This is a genomic window from Mycolicibacterium sp. XJ662, from assembly GCF_053484035.1.
In genome coordinates, this window is record NZ_JBEFTL010000007.1 from 210,682 (window position 1) to 232,032 (window position 21,351).

The window sequence follows — 21,351 nt, forward strand, 5'->3', positions numbered from 1 at the left end:
GGGCTCAGACTAGGCGGCGCCCACGAAGTCGACGATGTGGCGTGCGACCGCCTCCGGCTGCTCCAACTGCAGGAAGTGGCCCGCGCGTTCAACGAGCGCCACCTTGCTGTCCTCCGGCAACACCCGCTGGACCCAATGGGCGTAATCGGCTGAGGCGCAACCGTCGTCCAGGCCATGCATGTACAGCGTCGGCACACGCGGCTCAGACAACCAGTGGCGGTGCAGGTCGGCGTACTGCGCGGGTGGCTTGGTGTTGCGCACCGCGGCGCGGTAGTACCCGAGCGCCGCGCGCCACCGCTCCGGGGCGCCGATGGCCGCCTCGACGTGGCGCAAATCCTCGTCGGCCGGATATCCCGGCGACCATTGCCGCCACAGCCTCGGCAGCACCCACGACGGCGAGCGTTCGGGAAGCCCGGGCAACTGGAAATACATGATGTACCAACTGCGCAGCAGCTGACGGGGTAGCTGACCCGCGAGGCGCCCAGCGTCGGGGACGCGGCCCAGCGGCCGAAACGACGCGGGCATCGGCACCGACATGATCACGGCCTTGGTGAACGGGCTGTCGGGCATCGCGGCCAAACCGGCGCCGGCGATCGCACCCCAGTCGTGCCCCACGAACACGTCGCGCCCGGTGGGCCCGGCCGCGTCGAGCACCCGAAGCGCGTCGTCCATCAGCGCGCCGACGTGGTAGCTGCCGTCGGACGGCAGCGATGACGGTGCGTAGCCGCGCATAAACGGCGCCACCACCCGCCAGCCCGCGTCCACCAACAGCGGTGCAACCTTGCGCCACCCGTGGGCACTGTCGGGAAACCCGTGCAGGCACAGGGCGATCGGGGCATCGGACGGTCCCCACGTCAGCGCCTGCAGCGTGACGTTGGGCGACGCGACCTCGATGACCTCGGGCGCCTCCATTAGACCGGGTCGAACTGCGAGATCAACCAGCGATCCCCGACCTTCTCCAATCCGACCCGCACGCTCGAGGCGGTGTCGGTGGGAGCGTCCTGGCCGACGACCACCGTCTGGTTGACGAACAGCAGCACCACCGCGCGGTTCGGATCGGCCGACACCGACGCCGCGGCGGGCACGGTGGCGACCGCGGAGATCTGTTGCTCCTGGGCGCCCGGGATCACCACGTCGTTGATCAACGAGGTGTAGGAGTCGCGGAACTCCCCGGTCAGCAGGTCGCGCGCGTCGTTGAGCTGTTGACCGACGGTGTCCGGCTTGTAGGACAGCATCGCGACGGTGCTGTCCTTGGCCGTCTGCACCGACTCGATGCGGACGGTGTTGTCGTGGTCGATCGAATCGTGTGTCCACTTCAGGTAGGCCGCGGCCAGGGTGAGCGCCAGTGCCAGGCCGGGCAGGATGCCGTAGGCCAGCACCCGCGCCCAGTCGACGCGGCGCTTAGCGGCCGCGGCGGGTTCGGCCTCCTCGGCTGCCTCCGGCTCGGCCGGCGCCTCGGTGGTTTCCGCCGTCGTGTCGGCGACGGTCTCCTCAGCCGGTTCGGTGATGGCCGCCTCCTGGGTTTCTTCCGTCGTCGCGTCGGTCGCGTCCGGCGTCCCTGCCTTGTTGCCTCGCGGCATGCTGTGCCGGCTCACGGGACGAACTCCACGTTGGACACCTTCGCCTCGTCGTCGATCTTCTGCACGGTGATTCGCATCCGCCACGACCGGGGCTGCTGCTCTGGAGCACCCGCATTGCTGGTGTTGACCGTCACCGCCACCAGCACCTGGCCCTCGTCGCCCGATACGGACTCCAGGCCCGCCTCGGTGATGGTGCCCTCCGACTTCGACTGCGCTTGCTTGACGACCTCGACGAACGGTGCCGAGCGCTGCTGGAAGTCGTCATAGAACGTCCCGGTGGCCGAGTCGAGGATGCGCTGCACGTCCTCCTCGGCGTTCTCCCAGTCGATGGTCGTGAGGTTCAGCGCGCCCTGCCGGCCGACCTGCACGAACAGCTGACGTTGTTCGTCGGCCTGGTGCGCCTCATAGGCCTGATAGCCCAGCCACCCGACCAATCCGCCCAGCCCCAGCACGAGGACGACGCCGACGATCGTCGCCAACCGCACGTGCGACATCCGCGGCTTGGCGGCGACGGTGCCGTCCTCGTCGGCGGCGGCGTCGTAGTCCTCCCCTTCGGCAGCGGTATCGACGACGTCGGTTTCGGCCTCGACCGGGCCGGGGTCGGCCGTCGCGTCGTCGGCGGGGTCCTCGGACGTCGAATCGTCCGGGTTCCCCGCGGTGGGGTTCGCATCGTCTGCCATCAGGTTCCTCTGCGGCCCAGCGGGCCTGGTCGGGTGGATTGCACAGATCGGCTCCAACTTACGTGCGACACCTTATCGTCGGAGTCCAGAAGTCCAGGGACATCACTACCAAATCGGGATCCGTATTTGTGAGCTTTGGGCCATACCCGAACGACGCTTTCGCCGTCGCGGACGCCAGTGACGACCGACATGGTTTACTGAGTGCTACAACTGAAGCACCGAGGAGGAACCGCGGTGTCACGACGAGAACCGCTCGCCCCGATGATCTCGCCCGACCCGGCGTCGGGGGCCGTCCGGTCGCCCAAGACGGCCGAGCTCGTGGCGCGAACGCTTCGACGCATGGTCGTCGAGGGACAGCTGACGGACGGTGACTTCCTGCCGCACGAGGCAGATCTCATGGCCCACTTCCAGGTCAGCCGGCCCACGCTGCGCGAAGCGGTCCGGGTGCTGGAGTCCGAACGGCTGGTCGAGGTGCGCCGCGGCTCCCGCACGGGCGCGCGGGTCCGGGTACCGGGTGCCGAGATCGTCGCGCGACCGGCCGGGTTGCTGCTGGCGCTGTCGGGCACCACGCTCGCCGACGTCTTGACGGCGCGCACCGCGATCGAGCCGCCGGCGGCCAAACTGCTCGCCGAGGAGGGCACCGTCGAGGCGCACCGCGAACTTCGGGAGTTGATCGACGCCGTCCCGCAAGCATGGGAAGCCGGCACGTTGGCAACGGCCACTGCGCTTCTGCACCGCCGCATGGTCGAGCTTTCGGGGAACGCGACGCTGGGCATGATCGCGGGCATGCTGCACGAGATCGGTGAAAGACACACGGCCGCAGCGCTAATCGGAGCTGACAACAGGGCTGGGATGGGCGAGGCGGAGTACGCGAAACTGCTCAAGTCCTACACGAAGCTGGCCGACCTCGTCGACGCCCGCAAGGGCGACGCAGTCGAAGCGCACTGGCGTCGCCACATGGAAGCCGCAGGCGCGGCGATGCTTCGGGGCCACGAGAAGACCAAGGTCCGCGACATCATGGACTGAGCCGGTTCCGCCTGGGCGATCACCGCCCCGGCGGCACCAGCATCGACTGCCACGTCTGCTCTTCAGCCGCACCACCTGCCAGGTTGGACTGCGTGTAGACCTTCCCGTCCGGCCCGACGTAACTGCCGCTGGCCGGGTCGTATTCGGCGGCGCCGACGGGCAGCGGCGGCGTCCCCGGCGGAGGGGGCGTGATGTCGACGGGCACGTCCGGGGGCACATGCGGAATGGGCTGACCCGACAGCGTGGCGTTGGGATCGCCCTTCCAGTTGTAACCGTCGTTGAGCGGCACGTACTGCTCGTCGCTCTCGCACATCTGCCACGTCGGAGCGCGCTTACCGGGCACGGTGATACACGGCAGGTTGCGGGCACCGCGGACGTTGAACGGCGCGTCCTGCGGTGTCCGGCAGTACATATCACCCTGCGGCCGGTCGGGGTAGTCCTCGAAGACCGGCACCCGCTGCTGCTGCGCAGGCAGGAACCCGGTCGTACACGGCGGCGGCAGGTTCTGCGGGGGCAGCGGCAGCGGCGCCGGGAACGCAGGCAGGATCGCGTTCAGGTTGAAAATCAACGAGTCGCCCATGTAGTCCTGCTTGGTGCCGCGCTTGTGCACACCCACGGCCTGCGTGACCGCGGTGCCCTGCGGCAGCAGCACCAGCAGCTGCTCGAGGCTGGGCTGATAGGCCACCGCGACCTCTCCGATGCTGACCAGGTTGGCCAACACGATCGGCAGCGTCGGTTGCAGCCGGTCGAACAGTGCACGCACCTCGTCGGCGGCGCCGGGCCCCTTGGCCAGGATTCCTCTCACCGCCGGATCCTGGCTCTGCACTTGACCGCTGATGTTCGCCAGATTGGCCGCCCACGCCTCAATCGAGCCGGCGGTTTCGGTCTGGGTGTCGAGCACCGGCTTGGACTCGTCGATGAGCGTGAGCAGCGGGTCGAGGTTCTCGCGGGCGTCGATGGCCAGCTTGGCGCTACCGCTGACCAGCCGGCGCAAATCGGGCCCGAGCCCGCCCACCGCGGTATAAGCCTCGTCGACGACTGTCTTCAGATTCTCCTGCGGGATCGCCTGTAGACCGCGCGCCGTATCGTTGAGGACCGTATTGATATCCGTCGGAACCGTGGTGCGACCCAACGGAATAACGTCACCGTCCTGAAGGTCCGGACCTTCGCCGCTACGCGGAAGCAACTGGACATACTGCTCGCCGACCGCGGACACGCTGTGCACCTCGGCTTCGAGGTCAGCGGGAATCGGAACGTCGGAGTCCAGCGACAGTACCGCCTCGACACCGGTATCGGTCAGCTCGACGCTTTTCACCTCGCCGACCTGCACGCCGCGGTAGGTGACGTTGCCCCTCGGATACAGCCCGCCCGTCTCCGGCAATTCGACCGTGACGCGGTACTGACCGATGCCGAGAAGCGTAGGGAGTCGCATGTATCCGAAGAGCATGATGCCCAACGCGAGGATCGCGATGGCGGAGAAGATCGCCATCTGGATAAGGATCTGCCGGGTCATTCGCATGCTACGGCCCCTGATCCCAGCGGTACGGAGCAACCAACGGGTTGCCGCCCGGTGGCGGCACGTTGTGGTTGCACGGGCTGGGGAACTGGCCGATGGTCCGTCCCCATTGCAACTCCAACCAGGTCAAGTTGCACTCGAACCGCGTTCCGGTGAAGAAGGCCGAATCGATTCGGCTCAACGTCAGGTCGACGACCAACGTCAGGTTCGCGTAGTCGCCGCGCATCCAATTGAGCAACGTCTCCTTGGGGAACGGGAAGGTCGGTAGGAAGCTCAGCGCACGGGTCAGCGCAGGGCCGGCGTCGGCCAACTCCTCCAGCACCACGCCGAGATCCTTGAGCTCTTGCACCAGAGCCTCTTTGGTCTGATCGACCGAATCGGCGGTCAGCGCGCTGAACCGGCCGAGCTGGGTCAGCACCTCGGCCAGGTTCTGCCGCTGGTCCCTGAGCACGGCCAGGGCATCGGGAATGGTCCTCAGCGCCTTGTCCACCACCGGCTTCTGCTCGGCGATCTGACCCATCAGATTGTTCAGGCTCTCGGCGGCGTCGATGATGTCTTGCTTCTGGTCATCGAGGTGACCGATCGCGATGTCAAGCTGCTCGATGAGGCTGCGCAGGTCGTTCTCGCGGCCGGTGAACGCGACGCTCAGGGCCTCGGTGATGTCGTGGATGTTGCCGATCCCGCCCCCGTTGAGCAGCAGCGCGACGGCGGCCAGCGCTTGCTCGGTACTCGGGTACGCGCTCGAGGACTCCAAGGGGATCAGTGAGCCCTCTTTCAGCTTGCCGACCGGCGGCACATCGGTGGGCGGCGCCAATTCGATGTGCAGTGAACCAAGCAGGCTTGTCAGCCCGAGCTTGGCCGTCGCATTCGCGGGCAGCTCGACGTCACCGTTGAGTTCCATCGTCACCAGCGCATGCCAGTCCTGGCGCTCGATTTTGCGCACCGTGCCGACGTTTACATCGGCGACGCGGACACGGGAGTTCGGTTCGATGTTGTCCACGTCGGGCATCTGCGCCTGGATCGTGAACGCACCCGGGCCGGTGCCCTCGACGCCCGGCAACGGAAGCGAGTTCAGCCCCTGCCAGTCCGAACAGCCCGACAGCAGCGCGGCCGCCACGGCCACTACTGCCACTCTGCGAAAGAGCCTGCGGCGCATCATGGTCCGACCCCCTGAGGCACCATCATCCCGTGCAGACCGTCGGCCGGATTCGTGACGACCGGCGCCTCTGCCGGCAACGGCGGGCCTCCGGCCGGCGGCGGTGCCGGTGCCGGCGAACCTGAAGCCGGCGGCGCTGCGGGCGGAGCAGGTTGCGGCGGGATGTAATCGGGCCGCAACCAGTCCTCGCTGTAGGTCAGCTCGTTCGGTCGTGTGGTGGCACCGACGAAGACGTTCTGCATGATGGGCAGGAAGTTGTACTGCCGGTTCTTCAGGATCGGCGCCAGGTATTGCACGCACAGCTTGGCCGACTGCTCGGCGTTCAGTCGAGACGCTGCCTGAATTCCGCCGCACAGGAACGAAATCGGGTTGGCGAAGTTGTTGAGCATCGGCAAGCTGCTCACCGCCCCCTGAGCGGGCTGCCAGATGTTGACGTAGTTCTGCAGGGTGTTGGGCGCGACGTGCAGGAACTGCTTGACGTCGGCGAGGCTGTCGGTCAGCGCCTGGGTCACCCCGGCCAACTTGTCCGACGTGGTGCCCAACGCTTCGCGGTTGTCGGCGACGAACGTCTGGACTTCTCCGACCACGTTGTTGAGGTCACGCAGCGCGTCGGCGACCTCGTTGGGGTCGTTGGCAAGCAGGCCGGTCACGCTCGCGAGGTTCTGGTTGAGCTGGCGCATGACGTCGGTGCTGTCCTGCAGCGCCGAAACCAGGATCGCGAGGTTCTTGACCGTGGAGAAGATGTCGGTGCTGTGATCGCCCAAGGCTGTGACGGCCTGTGACAGCTTGATGAGGGTGTCCCGGATGTTGGCACCTTCACCACGCAGGTTTTCGGCAGTGGTGTTGATGACCGATCCCAACGGGCTCACATCTCCCGGTTCGGTCGGCTGCAGGGTTTCGGCGAGCCTCTCCAACTGCTGTCGGACCTCGTCCCACTCCACCGGAACGGCGGTGCGCGACTGCGGGATGACCGTGTCGTCTTGCATCACCGGTCCGCCGGTGTAGGGCGGGGTCAGCTGAATGGCGCGCGCGGTCACCAGCGTCGGCGACAGGATCGCGGCCTTGGCGTCGGCGGGCACCTTGTACTTGCTGTCGTACCAGAACGAGATCTTGACCCGCTCGGGCTGCGGTTCGATCGATTCGATCCTGCCCACGGGCACGCCGACGATGTTGACGTCATCGCCGGGGTAGATGCCGTTGGCGTTCTCGAAGTAGGCGACGACGTGTGTGCGGTTGATCCGTTCGGTGTTGCCGAACACCACGATTGCGCCGCCGGCCAGTATCACGACCAGCGCGACGGCCAACATGTTGCGGGCGGCGCGCGTCATCGTCCAGCCTCTTCCGGTGCAAGGTGGGGGACGCCACCGGGAGCGGGCACCGCGACCGGAGACGGTGTCGGGTCAGGTGTCGATTGCAGACCCGGTGGCGCCTCGGCGGGCGGCCCAGGCGGCGACCCGCCGGGGGGCGGCGCAGGCAGCGGCTCACGGTATGGATAACAGCCGGGCCCGGGCAACGGCAGCCCGGGCGGTCCACACGCCTGATCGCCCGGATTGCCGGTGATGGCGTCGGGGACCGTCAGCCGCGGGTCGCCGCCCTGGCCCGTCCGTGGGAACTGGACCGGCAGCGCCGGTGTTCCCGGCTGACCGACCTGCGGGTCGGACAGTTCCGATGGCAGCTTCACATTGGGATCCAGGCCGAGATCGGAGAACGCGGCATCGATGAACGGCTGCAGGAACTGGCCCGGCAGCAGGTTGGCGACGTAGTTCTTGAAGAACGGCCCGCCCGACACCGATTCGCCCAGCGACATCACGTAGTCGGTAACCAGCTCGAGCGACTTCTGCAAGCGTTCCTTGCGGTTGTCGATGATCGTCAGCACGCCATTGAGCTTGTCCAGCGCGGGTCGGAGGGTTTCGCGGTTCTCGCCGATGAAGCCTTGCAACTGTCCGCTGAGCGCCGAGATGTTGCCGGAGACCTCATCGAGTGCGGCGCTTTGGTTTTCGAGCTCGGCCAGCAGCGCGTTGGTATCGGCGACCAGGCTCACGATCTGGTTGCTGCGCTCGGCCAGCACCGTGGTGGCCTTGTTGGCGTTGCCGAGTAGACCTCGCAGTTGCGCGTCGCGTTCGTTCAGCGTGTCGGAGAACCGCGCCACACCTTCGATCGCGATCTTCAGTTCCGGCGGCGTGTCGGAGAATGTCTCCGAGAGAACCCGCAGCGAATCCGACAATTGGTCGGTGTTCAAACCGCTGATCGCCGTGGACAACTCGCCCAGCGCATCCGGCAGCTGGTAGGGCGACGTCGTGCGATCGAGCGGGATCGTGCCCTCCTGTCGGCCGTCACCGCGGGAGGTCACCTCGAGGATCTTGGTGCCCAGCAGGCCTTCGGTCTTGATCGCCGCCTCGGTGCGATCGCCCAACCGGATGTCGCTGTCGACGGTGAACGTCACGAGGGCGCGGGGCCCGTCCACCTCGATGGATTTGACCTGGCCGACTTCGAAGCCCGAAACACGTACGGCCTTACCGGCTTGCAGCCCGCCCACCTCGGCGAAGTAGGCCGAGTACTCGCTGCCCTGCAGGAACGGCAGCCGGTCGTAGTTCAACGCCCCGAGCACGATGCCGACCGTCAACACCAGCCCTACGGCGCCGATGACGGTCTGATTCCGTTCAGAGAAGGACTTCACCTCGGCGCACACCTCCCGGTGGACTGCCCGGCGACCTTTACATAGACCGGTTGGCCGCCCTTGCCGTTGAGCTTGAGCACGATGTCGCAGAGATAGAAGTTGAAAAAGTCGCCGTAGAGTCCTTGGCGTGCAAGCGCTTGATGGGCGTCCGGCAGGGTGTTCAGCAGGTTGTCGAAGTATTCGTGATCAGCCACCACGATTCCGGCCGCGCGGTCGGTCTCCTGCACCGTCTTGCGCAACGGTGGACGAGCCTGCGACAAGAGGTCCGCGACCGTTCCGGCCGCTTCGTTGGTGTACGCCAAGCCGTTGCTGATGTCCTCTCGGCGCTCCGCGAGCGTCCCTACCAGTTCGCTGAGCGCGTCGACTGCCTTCGCGAACTGGTCGTTCTGGTCGCCAAGTGATCCCAGCACCACGTTGAGGTTGACGATGACATCCCCGATCAGTCGGTCACGGTCGGCCAGAGTCGTTGTCAGCGCCGCGGTCTGGGCGAGGAACGAGTTGATGGTCGCGCCCTGGCCTTGCAGGGCCTGGATCAGCTGACCCGACAGCGCGTTGACCTGATCGGGATCCAGCGCCCGGAACAGCGGCCGGAAGCCGCCGATCAACGCGTCGAGATCGAGCGCAGGAGACGTGCGGGCGAAGGGAATCGTGCCGCCCGGGTCGAGTTTCTTGACTCCGCCTGCGCCTTCCTCGAGCGCCAGGTAGCGGCCGCCGATGAGGTCGTCGTATCGGATGACCGCCCTGCTGCCCTCGGTCAGCACCACCGACTCGTCCGCGGTGAACTCCACGCGCGCCGTGGTATCGGGTTGGATGGCAACGTCTTTCACGCTGCCGACCTCGACGCCGGCGATGCGGACGAAGTCGCCGTTCTCCAGCCCGGTGACGTTGGTGAACTCGGCGACATAGCTGTTGGTGGCTTCCCCGAAGCGCAACTCGCCGAAGACCGCGAACAATCCGAATACGCCGAGCAGGCACACAGCCAGGAACACGCCGAGACGCACCGCGTCTCGTCGAACCCTGGCGTTCATGCTGGACATGGCGTTTCACCTCTCATGGCGTGGTAGCTCATCCGAACGGCGGCCCGGGTCGCGCCGGCGTCGGCAAGGGTGTCGGTCGCAGCGGCGTGGGCTGCATCTGCGCAGGCGAATGAACGATGAACGGCTCTGAACCCGGCGCCGGGCCCGGGTCCCGCGGCGCCATCGGCGGCGGTGCGGCCGGCAGCCCCGGCCACAGCGGGGTGCCGTCGTCTGCGTACAGGTCCGCACCGTAAGCCGGAGCCCCCGGGTACGGGACCGGGCCTATCGCGGGTCCACCGAAGAGGTTTCGGACGCTCGGCGGTTCGGGCACAGCGCGGGTGGTCGGCAGGTAGTTGGCGTACCCGGGGAAGCCGATGCCGGGGTTGGGCCGCCAGTCGAGTCCGGTACCGAAGCCGGTGTTCGTGACGAGGTTGCGCACCGGCCAGTTCTCCGCGACGTTCGGCAGCGAGCCGCAACTCGGTTTGCCGCCCGGCCCGCCCTTGGCGCCGATGACCGGCAGGTGATCGGGGTAGCGGTACGAGTCGTCGCCGAGGCCCAGTGCCACATCCAACACCAGCGTCCGACCGTTACCGCCCGGCCCGTCGTACCCGCCGTGATCCAGCAGGTGCTTGGCGCCGGTCAGCAGGCAGGTGTACTCCGGGCTGTACTTGTGCAGCAGGTTCGTCGTCGGCTCGAGCACGTTGATGGACTTGATCAGGTTCGCCTGGTTCGGCGCCAGCAGGTTGATTCCGCTGTTGGAGAGGCCAATGGTGGCCAGCAGCAACGCATCCAATTGGCTGGCCTGGCCGGTGATCGTGGTGCTCGTGGTGCTGAGCGCATCGAGGGTGGTCAGGATGTCCTGTGCCGCAGCGCTGTACGTGTCGTTGAAATCGCGCAGCGCGCGCAGGTCTTCGGTCACCGTTTCGTGGCGCGGATTGACTTCGAGCAGAACCTGATTCGCGGCGGTGGTGGCCTCGCCGATCAGCTCGCCCTGCCCCCGGACGCCCTCGGCGAGGGCGTACAGGGTGCTGTTGAGCTTGGCCGGGTCGACCTGTTCGAGCACGTCGACGATGTTCTGGAACACCGTGTTGGCTTCGACGGTCACATTGCGCGACTGGATCACCTGACCGGCGGTGAGTCGCTGTGAACTGGGAGTGCTCGGATAGATCAGGTCGACGAACTTGGCGCCGAACACCGTCGTCGCCCTGATCTGCGCCTCGACATTCGATGGGATGTACTCGATCTTGTCCTTGTCGATCTCGAGTTTCAGCGACACCGGAGTGCTGCCGCCCTGGATCGCCGACACCCGGCCGACCTGCACGCCGCGCAACTTCACGTCGGCGTCGGTCTCCATCACCAGACCGGCGCGCTCAGACTTCAAAGTGACGGTCTCGGTAGCCCTGAAGGCGCCGACGAACAGGGCCCACGTCAGCCAGATGGCTACGACGATGATCACCACGAGGATCAACGTCCACCACGCGGGATGCAGGCCTTCGTCTTCGACATCCATCGATCAGCCCGCCAGGTTGAAGTTGCCGGATTGACCGTAGACCGCAAGCGAGAGCATCACTAGCACGAAGGCCGAAACGATCAGCGAGGTGCGCACCGCCCGTCCGACGGCCTCGCCAACGCCCGCCGGGCCACCACTGGCGGTGTAGCCGTAGTAGGTGTGCACGAGCATGATCATCACCGACAACGCGATGGTTTGACCGAATGACCACATCAGGTCGGTGGGGTTGAGGAACGTCCGGAAGTAGTGGTCGTACACACCCGTCGACTGACCGTAGAGCACGGTGGTGCCGAACCGTGCCGCCCAGAACGCGGCGATCACGCCGACGCAGTACAGCGGGATCACCACGAGGAAGCCGGCGACGACTCGCGTGGAGGCGAGATAGGCGACGCTTCGGATGCCCATCACCTCGAGCGCGTCGACTTCCTCGTTGATCCGCATGGCACCGAGTTGTGCCGTCGCGCCCGCGCCGATGGTGGCGGACAACGCCACCGCAGTGGTGGCAGGCGCGATCAGGCGCACATTGAAGAACGCCGACGCGAAGCCGGTCAGGGCCTCGACACCGATCTCCGAGAAGTCCGTGTAACCCTGCACCGCCACCAGCGCGCCCGTAGTGACGGTGAGGAAGCCGACGATCGCGACCGTGCCGCCGATGATGATGAGCGCCCCTGCGCCAAGGCCCATTTGGGCGATGATGCGGATCAACTCGACCTGATAATGAACGACGGTGTAGCGGATCGAACTCAGGGTCCGGCCAAAGAACTTGGCTTGCATCCCGACCCGGTTCCAGGGGTCAGCGACGCTTTTGAACCGGGCTTTCAGCCAGGGGAACTGGGAGTGCGGCCTCGAAACGGTCACAACGTCACCTTCACCGCGACTGCGGTCGCGACGATGTTGATCGCGAACAGCGCCATGAACGTGAAGACCACGGTCTCGTTGACCGCGTTGCCGACACCCGCCGGCCCGCCGCCGACGGAAATGCCCTTGTAGCAAGCGATCATGCCCGCAGACAGTCCGAACAGCGCGGCCTTGAGCAACGCGATCGTGACATCGGCGGTTCCGATGAGCAATGTCAGACCGGCAGCAAACGCACCCGGTGAGACGTTCTGGATGTAGACCACGAAGAAGTAGGCGCCGGCCAGTCCGACGAGGATCACCGTCGCCGACAACGCAAGCGACACCAAGGTAGCGGCCAGTACACGCGGAACAACCAGCGCTTGAATGGGATTCACGCCCATGACCCGCAGCGCATCGAGTTCTTCACGAATTGTGCGGGCGCCCAGGTCGGCGCACATGGCGGTGGCGCCGGCGCCCGCGACGACCAACACCGTCACGATCGGCCCGATCTGACGGACGGTCCCGAGCGCGGCGCCGGTGCCGGAGAAGTCCGCGGCGCCGAACTCCCGCAGCAGGATGTTGAACGTGAACGTCAACAACACCGTGTACGGAATGGTCAGCATCAGGGTCGGAAGAATCGACACCCGCGCGACAAACCACGCCTGAGAGATGAACTCACGCCATGCGAAGGGCGGCCTGAACATCCACACGAATGTGTCGAGAGCCATCGAATAGAAACCACCGAAAGCCCGCACCGGTTTCGCGACCGCAGCCGAGGACACCATCAGACGGTGAGTCCTTGTGTACACCGCACTGCCATAGGCCGCAGACCCTCCATTACAAACCGCGCCCGTCCAGGCTGTGGGTGACGTTACACGTCAACTCGCGGCAGAACGGTACATCACCGATTTCGTGGGCAGCAACAGCCCAACTGGCCGGCGTAATAGGAGGCACCCGGCACGGCGGGCGGCCAAGTGATGCACCGGGTCTGGGTCAGATATTGCCTACCGCCTCTTCGAGTTCGGCGACGACGATTTTTCGCATCCCGAGCATCGCTTTCGTCGCCGCGGCGGCCCGGGCCGGGTCTGGATCGTCGAGCAGCTCGTAGAGGCGGTCGGGCACGATCTGCCAGCTCAGGCCGAAGCGGTCCTTGAGCCAGCCGCATTGCGACTCCTCCCCGCCCTCGCTGAGCCGGTCCCAGTAGTAGTCGATCTCGCGCTGGTCTTTGCACCTGACGAGGAACGAAACCGCCTCGGTGAAGCTGAAGTGCGGGCCGCCGTTGATGGCGACGAACCGGTTGCCGTCGAGCACGAAAGTGCCCGAAACCACCTCGCCCGCTGTGCCGGGTCCGGCGTCGGTGTAGCGGCTGAGCTTCTCGATCTTCGAGTTGGGGAAGACCGATACGTAAAACTGTGCGGCCTCCTCGAGGTTGTTGTCGAACCAGAGGGAAGGTGTGATGGTCGGCATGTCAGTACCGACCGCCGGAGCGGGCCGAACTCATCGGTGACGTTCGGCGCCCAGCGCGCGCAGGGCGAAGTCGAGCACCTGGTCCTTGGCCCGGTTGACCCGTTCCAGGTCGTGAAACGACTGGTTTGGCAGCACCCTGCTCACGACAGCGTTGATCGCGACCGCGTCGGGTTCGGGGTCGGCCAACGGGAATGTGCCGTCGTCGCGGCCGCGACGCAGGATCTCCACCAGGGAGCGTTCCCGGTCACTGTGGGCCTTCTCGCGGGTCTCCCGGTAGCCCCGTGCGGCGCGGACCTCGTCGGTGTCGATCACCGTGAAGTGCGCACGGACTTTCTCGTCGGTGATCAACGCGAACATCCCGTCGATCCAGGCCGCCAGCTGCGCGGCCGGTCGGCCGCAGAATTGTGACGTGATGCGGTCGAGGCGTTCGGCCAGCGCGTCGGTCTCCTGGCACAGCATCGCCAGGAACAGTTCGTCCTTGGACTGAAAGTGGCGGTAGAACGCACGCGTCGACACTCCGGCGCACGCCAGGATCGCAGCAACCGGGATGGCACCGCTGTGCGGTTCGGACAGACACCGGTAGGCCGCCTCGATGATGCAGTCGCGTTCGTTCCCGGTGTCGGACTGCACACGGCGGATTGTAGGGAGCCGCGCCCGCCACGGGCCGCAGATCGGGGCAAATTCACCCTGGGTAACGTGAGCGCTCGGAATCAGCCGAGAGGATGTCCGTGAGCACCACCCGCAGCGAATCGCGCACTGTGCAGTTTCGGGGCAGCGAAGGCATCACCCTGGTCGCCGACGAATGGAACCGCGGTGCGCCGCCGGCCGACCGGCCCACCGTGCTGCTGCTGCACGGCGGTGGCCAGAACCGCTTTTCGTGGAAGAACACCGGGCAGATCCTGGCCGATCACGGCCTGCACGTGGTGGCGCTGGACAGCCGCGGCCACGGTGACAGCGACCGGGCGCCCAACGCCAACTACACCGTCGACGCGTTGTGCGCCGACACGCTGGAGGTGGTGGACCAGATCGGCCGACCGGTCGCGCTGATCGGCGCGAGCATGGGCGGGATGACCGGGATGCTGGTCGCTGACGCCGCCGGCCCGCAGAAGGTCACCAATCTGGTGCTGGTCGACGTCGTACCGCACTACGAGAAGGACGGCAGCGCGCGCATCCGCGACTTCATGGCCAGCGGTATCGACGGCTTCGAGACGCTGGAGCAAGCGGCCGACGCGGTCGCGGCCTACTTGCCCTATAGGACCAGGCCACGCAATCCGGAGGGGTTGAAGAAGAATCTGCGCCTGCGCGACGGGCGGTGGTACTGGCACTGGGATCCGGCATTTTTGACCGCGCCCGCCGACGACCCGTTCGTGCGGGTGGAAAAGCTCGACCGGGCCGTGATGAACCTGACCATTCCGATCCTGCTCATCCGCGGCAAGCTGTCCGACGTGGTCAGCCCCGAAGGCGTCGCGGACTTCCTGCAGAAGGTGCCGCGCGCGGAGTTCGTGGAACTCTCCGAGGCCGGCCACACGGCCGCAGGCGACGATAACGACGCGTTCTCCGACGTCGTTGTGCAGTTCGTCTGCCGCTGACACCGCGCGAGCCCGGCTTGGCGCGAGCAGCTATTAGGCCAGCAGCGCGACGCGCTCGTCGGCGGTGTCAGTGAGGATCTCGAACATCGCGCGGCGCTGGGCCACCAACTCGGCACGCTCGAACGCCTTGCCCGCCACCTGCATTCGACAAGTGGCGAGAGCCGAGTTGTAGCAGTACTTCGACCGGCCGTCGGTGTCGGTGTAGGTCAGACCGATGACGTCGGCGGGTTCGGCGATCAACTCACCCTCGATCATTCGCTCGCCCACCCTGCCGCCGAACGTCCACGTGAACGGCCGGTACCGTCCGTGGGTCTGCAGGCTGCCCAGAACCGAACGCACCGCGAATTCCTCTCCGGCATGGCGGAACACGAACAGCGTCGCACCGGGCAACAGCAGCGACCCGACGGCGGTGCGGGCCGTGACGATCTCCAGCGTCGAGTCGGGGGCGTTGTCGAACCCACAGATCTGCCCGTACGCGTAGGCCGGGGTATGCCTGCTGCCCCAATTGTGGTTGAGGCTGCCCGACCAGCCGTCCATCACGATGCGCACGTCGTCCAGTTCGAGCTGGCCGTCGAACTGCGCCAAGGGATCTCGCACCATCGTCTTGGCCGTCGGGAACCGCGCCTCATACGCCCGCTCGGTGAGCAGTTTGACCGGTTCCCCGGGACCGGGCGTGATCCGCAGGTCCCAACGCGACGAGCGGCCGCCGCCGGTCACCACGCCGTGGGCGGACCGGTCGTCGAGGACGGCCGAGCCGATGCGCGCCGACCACGGTTCGTCGGCGTAGCTGGCCAGGTCGATGGGATACGGCTCTTTGAGTGCCCGGTTGCCCGCGCCGTCGGGGTCGAACACCATCACCCACACATCGGCGACGGGCTCGGCGACCGTGGAAAGCAGCAGCGTTTGGCGCAGCCACACGGCTTGTGCCAGTTCGGGATGGTTGGCGCGGATGTAGCGACTCTCGTAATAGGGGGCCTTCGGGATCCTCACGGGTTCAGCATCCAATACTTGATCGGTGATGACAGCCCAGATCGCCGCTTACGCGCTCGGTGTGGTCGCGGCGGTGCAGGCCGTCGCACTCGTCGTGCTGTGGCGGCGGAACCGCAGGCAGCAGGCGGAGCTCGACGACGCGCGCCGCCGCGTCGACACCAGGAACATGCTGCTCACCGGCGGACGCGAGGCTGTCAAACAGGTGTGGCAGACCGCCAACATCCTGCGCAAGGACGGGTTGGGCGCCGCGGTGCGGTCCTCCATCGAGGACCTTGCCGACTGGGCCGAGGTCGAACGTCCCGACCTGGCCCGGCTCGCTACCAGCGGCGTGGTGGTCATCCTGTTCACCGACATCGAGGAGTCCACCGCGCTCAACGAGCGGATCGGCGACCGCGCATGGGTGCGGCTCATCGGCCGACACGACAAGATGGTGCGCAGGCACGTGCACACCCACTCCGGGCATGTGGTGAAAAGCCAGGGCGACGGCTTCATGGTGGCCTTCGCGCAACCCGAGCAGGCAGTGCGGTGCGGCATCGACATTCAACGCTCACTTCGACGACAGCCCAACAGAATTCGTGTTCGGATCGGTATCCACATGGGTAAGTCGGTGCGTCGCGGCGACGACCTGTTCGGACGCAACGTCGCGATGGCGGCGCGGGTGGCCGGCGAGGCGAGCGGCGGCGAGATCCTGGTCAGCCAGGTGGTGCGCGACGCCCTCGCCGACGCCCCCGATATCGCGTTCGACGACGGCAGCGACGCCGAGCTCAAGGGGTTCAGCGGTGCACAGCGGCTCTACGCCGTCGGCGACTGATCTGGTTGTTGTTCGCTTTCGGCGACGCGTTGATGCAACCTGGCGCGGATGCCCTCTGGCGTATAGGCATTTCGGCGGCGCTGATCGCGGGCGACCAACACCCCACCGGCCACCACGCCGGCGACACTGGCCAGCCCGACCCATTTCCATATCCGGCGCATGGCATGAGTCTGCCTAAGCTGCCAGGGTGAGGCCAACCACGGTGCCGCTGCAGCAGGCGCTCGACCAGACCCGGACCGGGGACCTGTGGCTGTTTCGCGGACGTTCCAAACCCGACCGCGCGATCCAGTCGTTGACCAACAGCCCGGTCAACCACGTCGGCATGACGATCGCGATCGAGGACCTGCCGCCGTTGATCTGGCACGCCGAACTGGGCGACAAGCTGACCGACATGTGGACCGGCGACAACCATCGGGGCGTGCAACTCAACGATGCTCGTGGGGTGGTCGAACGCTGGGTGCACCACTATCACCAGCGCTGCTGGCTGCGTCAGCTGATCCCACATGCCGATCGCCAGCAGGAGGATCGGGCGCTGAAGGTGGTGGCGCGGATGGACGGCACCCCGTTTCCCGGCACAGCGCGGCTGACCGGCCGCTGGTTGCGCGGGCGGATCGCGGTGTCGGACGTGACGCGTGGCATCCCTTTTTTGCACAAGAAGGTCAGCGAGGCCAGCCGACGCAAAAAGGCCGAGAAGCTCAACGTCGGCCTGGAAACCGCGTATTGCGCCGAGACGGTCGCCATCACCTACGAAGAGATGGGCTTGTTGTCCACCGAGAAGCACTTCAACTGGTTCGACCCGGGATCGTTCTGGAGTGGCGATTCGTTGCCGTTGGCGCCGGGCTACCAACTCAGCGCTGAAATCGAAGTGATCCCATAGCTTTTCGGCGCCTTAGGTACAGCAGTTTGGGTCGAGCACGACGCACAACGCCGCCAGGGCGTCACGGTGCGCCCGGTGGTAGACGTTCATGCCGCGCCGTTCGGATTCCACCAGACCGGCTCTGCGGAGTTGGGCGATGTGGTGGCTGACGGTGGACTCGGTGAGGTCCAGGGCAGCGGCGAGGTCACCGCTGTTCTGCTCGCTGGCGTCGGCGCCGAACAGCAACGAGATGATCTTGACCCTCGCGGGGTCCGCCAACGCCTTGAGGCGCAGTGCCACCTCGAGTGCGGCCTGATCAGTCATCGGCCCCGCAGCCACAGGGGCGCAGCACACCGGCGCGGACATGTCGATCATGGGCAGTGCTTTCGGCATGGAACCCATCATAGCCAAGGTTCTTGACATATATCGAAATGGAGGAGCATTCTGTAACCGGCGCCAGTTCGATATATGTCACATCACCGAAAGGATTCATCATGTCCCGTATCCAACTCGCCCTCAACGTCGACGACCTCGACCAGGCGATCACCTTTTACTCGCAGCTGTTCAACACCGCACCGAACAAGATCAAGGACGGTTACGCGAACTTCGCCGTCGCCGACCCGCCGCTCAAGCTGGTCCTGCTGCAGAACCCCGGTCAGGGCGGCACGATCAACCACCTCGGGGTCGAGGTGCAGACCAGCGAGCAGGTGCACGCCGAGATCGCACGGCTGTCTGGCGCGGGCCTGTTCACCTCCGAGGAGATCGGCACGACGTGCTGTTTCGCCACCCAGGACAAGGTGTGGGTGACGGGCCCGAGCGGTGAGAAGTGGGAGGTCTACACCGTGCTCACCGATTCGGACACCTTCGGCGACGGTTCGCAGGAGCCGTGCGGATGCGTCGCTGACGAGCCTGTGCAGGCATAGGGAAACACCCGATTCATCTGCGTCGCGCAGAACCTAACGTTGTCCGCGGATGGTTTCAAAGATGACGACCATCCCCTTCGGCCGCCACCGCTTGACCTCCGGTGGCGGCCGATTTTCATGCCCGGCACCTGCGATGTTTCAACATCGCTTCGCGGGGGGTACACGGCCGTCATCAGGTTCAAATCCGAGAGCCGCCGAATTCACTTGATGAACGGGGATTGCCGCATGGCTGGCTTGTCTGGCGACTACAAAGACGTGACGGATATGTTCCGGCGGCTCGAGAAACTCCCCGAAGGCTCGGCACAGCACAAGCGTCAGCGCGACGCGATCATCGAACGGTGCCTGCCGTTGGCCGACCATATCGCCTTCCGCTACCGGGACCGCGGCGAACCGCTTGACGATCTGATTCAGGTGGCGCGTGTCGGCCTGCTCAACGCGGTGAACCGCTACAACGTCGACACCGGTGCGGAGTTCCTGTCCTTCGCGGTGCCGACGCTGATGGGCGAGGTGCGCCGCCATTTCCGGGATCACGGGTGGGCGGTCAAGGTGCCCCGGCGGTGCAAGGACATCCAGGCGCAGTTGGTGCGGGCCCGCGCGGAGCTGTCTCAGGTGCTGGGCCGCGCGCCGAACGCCTCGGAGATCGCCGAGCACCTGGACGTACCGCGTGAGCTGGTGGTCGACGCGACAATCGCCAGCAGCAACTACTCGACCCTGTCGACCGACGTGCAGGCCGGCCCCAGCGACGATTCGCGCGCGGTGGTGGACACGCTCGGCGACGTCGACCCCGGCATGGACAAGGTGCTCGACCTCGAAACGGTGCGCCCGTTGATCGCGGCGCTGCCGGAGCGTCAGCGCACGCTGCTGACGTTGCGGTTCTTCGAAGACATGACGCAGACGCAGATCGCCGAGCGGATGGGGATCTCGCAGATGCACGTCTCGCGCCTGCTCGCCAAGTCCCTGGACACCCTGCGCCGTCAGGTGCGCGCGCCCGAGTTGGCCGCGGCCGGCTAGCCGACCCTTTTCGCGAGATGTACGGGAGGGTCGTGGTCGGCACAGATCCACAGCCCTCACGTCGATTTCGCGAACGCGGACAACAGGCGTCGGATGTCAATCCAGCGACCGCGAGAACGTCAACACCGTCGCCGTCTCACCTGACGGCGTGACCTGCGGCTCCGGCTCTCCCTGTTGGACGAAGCCGGCGCCTTCCAGCACGCGGCGCGACCCTGCGTTCTCCGGGACGGTCCTGGCCGTCAAGTGGGTCAACCCGTTATCTGCAGCGACGCGCGCGGCCGCAGCCAGGGCCTGCCGCGCGGCGCTGCGGCCCCGCGCCTGGGGACACAGCCAAAACCCAACCTCGGCATCGGTTTCGCCGATGTCGAAAAGCACGATGCTGCCGAGAAACTCATCAGAGGAGGCGTCGGCAATGGCGAGCACCGCCAGCGAGCCGTCGGCCAAACCGTCTGCGATGACGCCGTCGATCTGCTCGCGCACCGTTTGCGGTGAGTACTCCGCCAACGGAAGGTGTCCGTAGCGGCGAACGGCGGGATCCTGGGTGCCGGCGGCGAAGGCCTGGGCATCGTCGTGGCGCAGTCGGCGGACCGTGACGTCGCCTTCGGTGCGGGGCAGGCGATCGGCGAGCGTACGAGGGCGGGACAAGCTAGGCACGGCCGCGAACCCTAGCAGCGCCGCGCCGGCGGCAACCGCTCCCGCCGACGGCGCCCAGGCCAAGCCGCCGAGGGCGTAGCCGACCGCGGCGACGAGCGCGAGGAACATCAGCGCGATGCCGAGCTCGGCATGGCGACCGACTCCGAATGCCCGCGCGGGCAGGAAGTGCGCGCCCACGACGAAGACCACCCAGAGGACCACCAGGTGCGGCTGGTCGAACACGCGATTCAAGATGGTCGCACCGATCGGGATGGCCGCGACCTCGACGGCGACGGCCACCCAGTACATCCGGGCCGAGCCCGACCAGCGTTCGTCAGGCACGCGGGAAAGCAGCGTCCGGGCAATTGCCGCGATCGCCAGCGCGATCCCCGCAACGCGGGCCACCACGTCCCACGGGCCGGGAAGCCCGCCGGCGTTGACGAAGACGAACACCAGCCCGAAGGTGATGCAGATGGCGGCGAAGATGCGGGAGAGCTTCACAGCAGAACCGTCGTCGGTTACCCGACCGCTGCTCGGACGATCTCGGCGACACGTTGTTCGGTGACGTCGTCCAAATCGTCGAAGTACCAGGCGGCGGGGATCAACAATCCGTCCTTGCCGCCGGCGGGCTTGAGCGTCGCCTTTTCACTCACCCCGAGGCTCATCAGCTCGTCGTTGCGGAAGAAGACGAGGACGGGACTGCTCGCCGACTTGGCGTAGCCCGGCATGCCGTACCAGATGCGCGGCTTCAGTTCCGGTGCAGCAGAGACGATCACGTCGTGCATGCGCCGCATCACGCTTCGCGCGGGTTCGTCCATCTTCGCAATCTTGTCGAGGACCTTCTGCAGGTTCTTGTCGTCCTTGTTAGCCACGGCCATGTCCTTTCTGCCGAAGTCGGTTTCGGCGCAATGGAATTGCGCACCCGAAGGCGCAGCACCCCATTCGGACATGTCCTGATCGACTCAGGTCTCTCCGCAATGATTCAGATGTTCGTTCACCTGGAAGCGCGTGATGGGGCAGGCCCCACGGCACGCACATTAACATGCGGGCCGTTAGTCGAGGCAGACCTGCGG

Annotated in this window: 24 protein-coding genes; 6 read left to right on the forward strand and 18 right to left on the reverse strand. The window is 66.3% G+C overall.

The features are described from left to right. Positions 1–9: 9 nt before the first annotated feature. The 3 genes from ABQE93_RS19265 to ABQE93_RS19275 are packed head-to-tail and all read right to left on the reverse strand — an operon-like array spanning position 10 to position 2,260. Complete coding sequence (locus ABQE93_RS19265) at positions 10–912, reverse strand: alpha/beta fold hydrolase (protein WP_448409485.1); 903 nt, start codon at positions 910–912, stop codon at positions 10–12. After that, complete coding sequence (locus ABQE93_RS19270) at positions 912–1,580, reverse strand: Rv1363c family protein (protein ID WP_448409738.1); 669 nt, start codon at positions 1,578–1,580, stop codon at positions 912–914. Before ABQE93_RS19270 ends, ABQE93_RS19265 begins: the two co-directional genes overlap by 1 nt. Before the next feature lie 11 nt (positions 1,581–1,591). Then, positions 1,592–2,260: an Rv1363c family protein gene (locus ABQE93_RS19275; RefSeq protein ID WP_448409484.1), complete on the reverse strand. Its 669-nt coding sequence runs from the start codon at positions 2,258–2,260 to the stop codon at positions 1,592–1,594. Between the two features lie 234 nt (positions 2,261–2,494). Here ABQE93_RS19275 and ABQE93_RS19280 point away from each other — a divergent pair, with 234 nt between their 5' ends. Continuing rightward, positions 2,495–3,286, forward strand: coding sequence for a FadR/GntR family transcriptional regulator (locus tag ABQE93_RS19280; RefSeq protein ID WP_448409482.1), 792 nt, complete (start codon positions 2,495–2,497; stop codon positions 3,284–3,286). Positions 3,287–3,305: 19 nt separating this feature from the next. Here the strand turns inward: ABQE93_RS19280 and ABQE93_RS19285 are convergent, their stop codons facing one another. From ABQE93_RS19285 to ABQE93_RS19330, 10 genes are all read right to left on the reverse strand, one after another. After that, positions 3,306–4,805 carry an MCE family protein gene (locus ABQE93_RS19285; protein WP_448409481.1) on the reverse strand — a complete coding sequence of 500 codons (1,500 nt, stop codon included), beginning with the start codon at positions 4,803–4,805 and terminating at the stop codon, positions 3,306–3,308. A 1-nt stretch (position 4,806) separates the two neighbouring features. Further along, positions 4,807–5,958: an MCE family protein gene (locus ABQE93_RS19290; protein WP_448409736.1), complete on the reverse strand. Its 1,152-nt coding sequence runs from the start codon at positions 5,956–5,958 to the stop codon at positions 4,807–4,809. Beyond that, positions 5,958–7,286, reverse strand: a complete 1,329-nt coding sequence (locus ABQE93_RS19295) for a virulence factor Mce family protein (RefSeq protein WP_448409480.1) — start codon at positions 7,284–7,286, stop codon at positions 5,958–5,960. The genes ABQE93_RS19290 and ABQE93_RS19295 overlap by 1 nt, the downstream gene beginning before the upstream one ends. Beyond that, positions 7,283–8,635 carry an MCE family protein gene (locus ABQE93_RS19300; RefSeq protein ID WP_448409478.1) on the reverse strand — a complete coding sequence of 451 codons (1,353 nt, stop codon included), beginning with the start codon at positions 8,633–8,635 and terminating at the stop codon, positions 7,283–7,285. Before ABQE93_RS19300 ends, ABQE93_RS19295 begins: the two co-directional genes overlap by 4 nt. Then, on the reverse strand, positions 8,632–9,663 hold the full coding sequence (locus ABQE93_RS19305; RefSeq protein WP_448409735.1) for a virulence factor Mce family protein: 1,032 nt from the start codon (positions 9,661–9,663) through the stop codon (positions 8,632–8,634). Before ABQE93_RS19305 ends, ABQE93_RS19300 begins: the two co-directional genes overlap by 4 nt. A 37-nt stretch (positions 9,664–9,700) precedes the next feature. Beyond that, on the reverse strand, positions 9,701–11,161 hold the full coding sequence (locus ABQE93_RS19310; RefSeq protein ID WP_448409477.1) for an MCE family protein: 1,461 nt from the start codon (positions 11,159–11,161) through the stop codon (positions 9,701–9,703). A 3-nt stretch (positions 11,162–11,164) separates the two neighbouring features. Then, the gene (locus ABQE93_RS19315; protein WP_448409476.1) at positions 11,165–12,019 is read right to left on the reverse strand and encodes an ABC transporter permease; all 855 of its coding nucleotides are present in this window, start codon (positions 12,017–12,019) and stop codon (positions 11,165–11,167) included. Next, positions 12,016–12,783, reverse strand: coding sequence for an MlaE family ABC transporter permease (locus ABQE93_RS19320; RefSeq protein ID WP_448409475.1), 768 nt, complete (start codon positions 12,781–12,783; stop codon positions 12,016–12,018). The genes ABQE93_RS19315 and ABQE93_RS19320 overlap by 4 nt, the downstream gene beginning before the upstream one ends. A 208-nt stretch (positions 12,784–12,991) precedes the next feature. Next, positions 12,992–13,465 carry a VOC family protein gene (locus tag ABQE93_RS19325; RefSeq protein WP_448409474.1) on the reverse strand — a complete coding sequence of 158 codons (474 nt, stop codon included), beginning with the start codon at positions 13,463–13,465 and terminating at the stop codon, positions 12,992–12,994. Positions 13,466–13,495: 30 nt separating this feature from the next. After that, on the reverse strand, positions 13,496–14,095 hold the full coding sequence (locus ABQE93_RS19330) for a TetR/AcrR family transcriptional regulator (protein WP_448409472.1): 600 nt from the start codon (positions 14,093–14,095) through the stop codon (positions 13,496–13,498). 92 nt (positions 14,096–14,187) lie between these two features. Here ABQE93_RS19330 and ABQE93_RS19335 point away from each other — a divergent pair, with 92 nt between their 5' ends. After that, entirely contained in the window at positions 14,188–15,054 is an 867-nt protein-coding gene (locus ABQE93_RS19335; protein WP_448412439.1) for an alpha/beta fold hydrolase, read from the forward strand. A 33-nt stretch (positions 15,055–15,087) separates the two neighbouring features. Here the strand turns inward: ABQE93_RS19335 and ABQE93_RS19340 are convergent, their stop codons facing one another. Further along, on the reverse strand, positions 15,088–16,038 hold the full coding sequence (locus tag ABQE93_RS19340) for a hypothetical protein (RefSeq protein WP_448409733.1): 951 nt from the start codon (positions 16,036–16,038) through the stop codon (positions 15,088–15,090). A 34-nt stretch (positions 16,039–16,072) separates the two neighbouring features. On the opposite strand from ABQE93_RS19340, the gene ABQE93_RS19345 reads away from it, so the two are divergent. After that, positions 16,073–16,855: an adenylate/guanylate cyclase domain-containing protein gene (locus ABQE93_RS19345; RefSeq protein WP_448409468.1), complete on the forward strand. Its 783-nt coding sequence runs from the start codon at positions 16,073–16,075 to the stop codon at positions 16,853–16,855. On the opposite strand, the gene ABQE93_RS19350 is transcribed toward ABQE93_RS19345, so the two are convergent. Continuing rightward, positions 16,837–17,016 (reverse strand): hypothetical protein, encoded by a 180-nt coding sequence (locus ABQE93_RS19350; protein ID WP_448409466.1) that lies wholly within the window; start codon positions 17,014–17,016, stop codon positions 16,837–16,839. The two genes, ABQE93_RS19345 and ABQE93_RS19350, sit on opposite strands and share 19 nt — an antisense overlap. 41 nt (positions 17,017–17,057) lie before the next feature. Between ABQE93_RS19350 and ABQE93_RS19355 the strand changes: the two genes are divergently transcribed. Beyond that, positions 17,058–17,732, forward strand: coding sequence for a guanylate cyclase (locus ABQE93_RS19355; RefSeq protein ID WP_448409732.1), 675 nt, complete (start codon positions 17,058–17,060; stop codon positions 17,730–17,732). Between the two features lie 12 nt (positions 17,733–17,744). Here ABQE93_RS19355 and ABQE93_RS19360 read toward each other — a convergent pair whose 3' ends face one another. Next, positions 17,745–18,104, reverse strand: a complete 360-nt coding sequence (locus ABQE93_RS19360; RefSeq protein ID WP_448409464.1) for an Rv2640c family ArsR-like transcriptional regulator — start codon at positions 18,102–18,104, stop codon at positions 17,745–17,747. 101 nt (positions 18,105–18,205) lie between these two features. Between ABQE93_RS19360 and ABQE93_RS19365 the strand changes: the two genes are divergently transcribed. Further along, positions 18,206–18,634, forward strand: a complete 429-nt coding sequence (locus ABQE93_RS19365) for an ArsI/CadI family heavy metal resistance metalloenzyme (protein WP_448409462.1) — start codon at positions 18,206–18,208, stop codon at positions 18,632–18,634. Positions 18,635–18,859: 225 nt separating this feature from the next. Further along, entirely contained in the window at positions 18,860–19,645 is a 786-nt protein-coding gene (locus ABQE93_RS19370) for a SigB/SigF/SigG family RNA polymerase sigma factor (RefSeq protein ID WP_448409460.1), read from the forward strand. 96 nt (positions 19,646–19,741) lie between these two features. Here the strand turns inward: ABQE93_RS19370 and ABQE93_RS19375 are convergent, their stop codons facing one another. Next, a complete protein-coding gene (locus tag ABQE93_RS19375) occupies positions 19,742–20,779 on the reverse strand; it encodes a GNAT family N-acetyltransferase (RefSeq protein WP_448409458.1) in 1,038 nt (345 codons plus the stop codon). A gap of 17 nt (positions 20,780–20,796) precedes the next feature. Beyond that, positions 20,797–21,228 (reverse strand): DUF1801 domain-containing protein, encoded by a 432-nt coding sequence (locus tag ABQE93_RS19380; protein ID WP_448409457.1) that lies wholly within the window; start codon positions 21,226–21,228, stop codon positions 20,797–20,799. Positions 21,229–21,351: the final 123 nt, after the last annotated feature.

Bases quoted from the DNA above. Each gene is read 5' to 3' on its own strand.
- ABQE93_RS19310 (WP_448409477.1), bottom strand. From the start codon at position 11,161: ATGGATGTCGAAGACGAAGGCCTGCATCCCGCGTGGTGGACGTTGATC.
- ABQE93_RS19345 (WP_448409468.1), top strand. From the start codon at position 16,073: ATGACAGCCCAGATCGCCGCTTACGCGCTCGGTGTGGTCGCGGCGGTG.
- ABQE93_RS19365 (WP_448409462.1), top strand. From the start codon at position 18,206: ATGTCCCGTATCCAACTCGCCCTCAACGTCGACGACCTCGACCAGGCG.
- ABQE93_RS19285 (WP_448409481.1), bottom strand. From the start codon at position 4,805: ATGCGAATGACCCGGCAGATCCTTATCCAGATGGCGATCTTCTCCGCC.
- ABQE93_RS19290 (WP_448409736.1), bottom strand. From the start codon at position 5,958: ATGCGCCGCAGGCTCTTTCGCAGAGTGGCAGTAGTGGCCGTGGCGGCC.
- ABQE93_RS19305 (WP_448409735.1), bottom strand. From the start codon at position 9,663: ATGAACGCCAGGGTTCGACGAGACGCGGTGCGTCTCGGCGTGTTCCTG.
- ABQE93_RS19270 (WP_448409738.1), bottom strand. From the start codon at position 1,580: ATGCCGCGAGGCAACAAGGCAGGGACGCCGGACGCGACCGACGCGACG.
- ABQE93_RS19325 (WP_448409474.1), bottom strand. From the start codon at position 13,465: ATGCCGACCATCACACCTTCCCTCTGGTTCGACAACAACCTCGAGGAG.
- ABQE93_RS19320 (WP_448409475.1), bottom strand. From the start codon at position 12,783: ATGGTGTCCTCGGCTGCGGTCGCGAAACCGGTGCGGGCTTTCGGTGGT.
- ABQE93_RS19350 (WP_448409466.1), bottom strand. From the start codon at position 17,016: ATGCGCCGGATATGGAAATGGGTCGGGCTGGCCAGTGTCGCCGGCGTG.
- ABQE93_RS19335 (WP_448412439.1), top strand. From the start codon at position 14,188: ATGTCCGTGAGCACCACCCGCAGCGAATCGCGCACTGTGCAGTTTCGG.
- ABQE93_RS19295 (WP_448409480.1), bottom strand. From the start codon at position 7,286: ATGACGCGCGCCGCCCGCAACATGTTGGCCGTCGCGCTGGTCGTGATA.
- ABQE93_RS19380 (WP_448409457.1), bottom strand. From the start codon at position 21,228: ATGTCCGAATGGGGTGCTGCGCCTTCGGGTGCGCAATTCCATTGCGCC.
- ABQE93_RS19275 (WP_448409484.1), bottom strand. From the start codon at position 2,260: ATGGCAGACGATGCGAACCCCACCGCGGGGAACCCGGACGATTCGACG.
- ABQE93_RS19265 (WP_448409485.1), bottom strand. From the start codon at position 912: ATGGAGGCGCCCGAGGTCATCGAGGTCGCGTCGCCCAACGTCACGCTG.
- ABQE93_RS19360 (WP_448409464.1), bottom strand. From the start codon at position 18,104: ATGCCGAAAGCACTGCCCATGATCGACATGTCCGCGCCGGTGTGCTGC.
- ABQE93_RS19370 (WP_448409460.1), top strand. From the start codon at position 18,860: ATGGCTGGCTTGTCTGGCGACTACAAAGACGTGACGGATATGTTCCGG.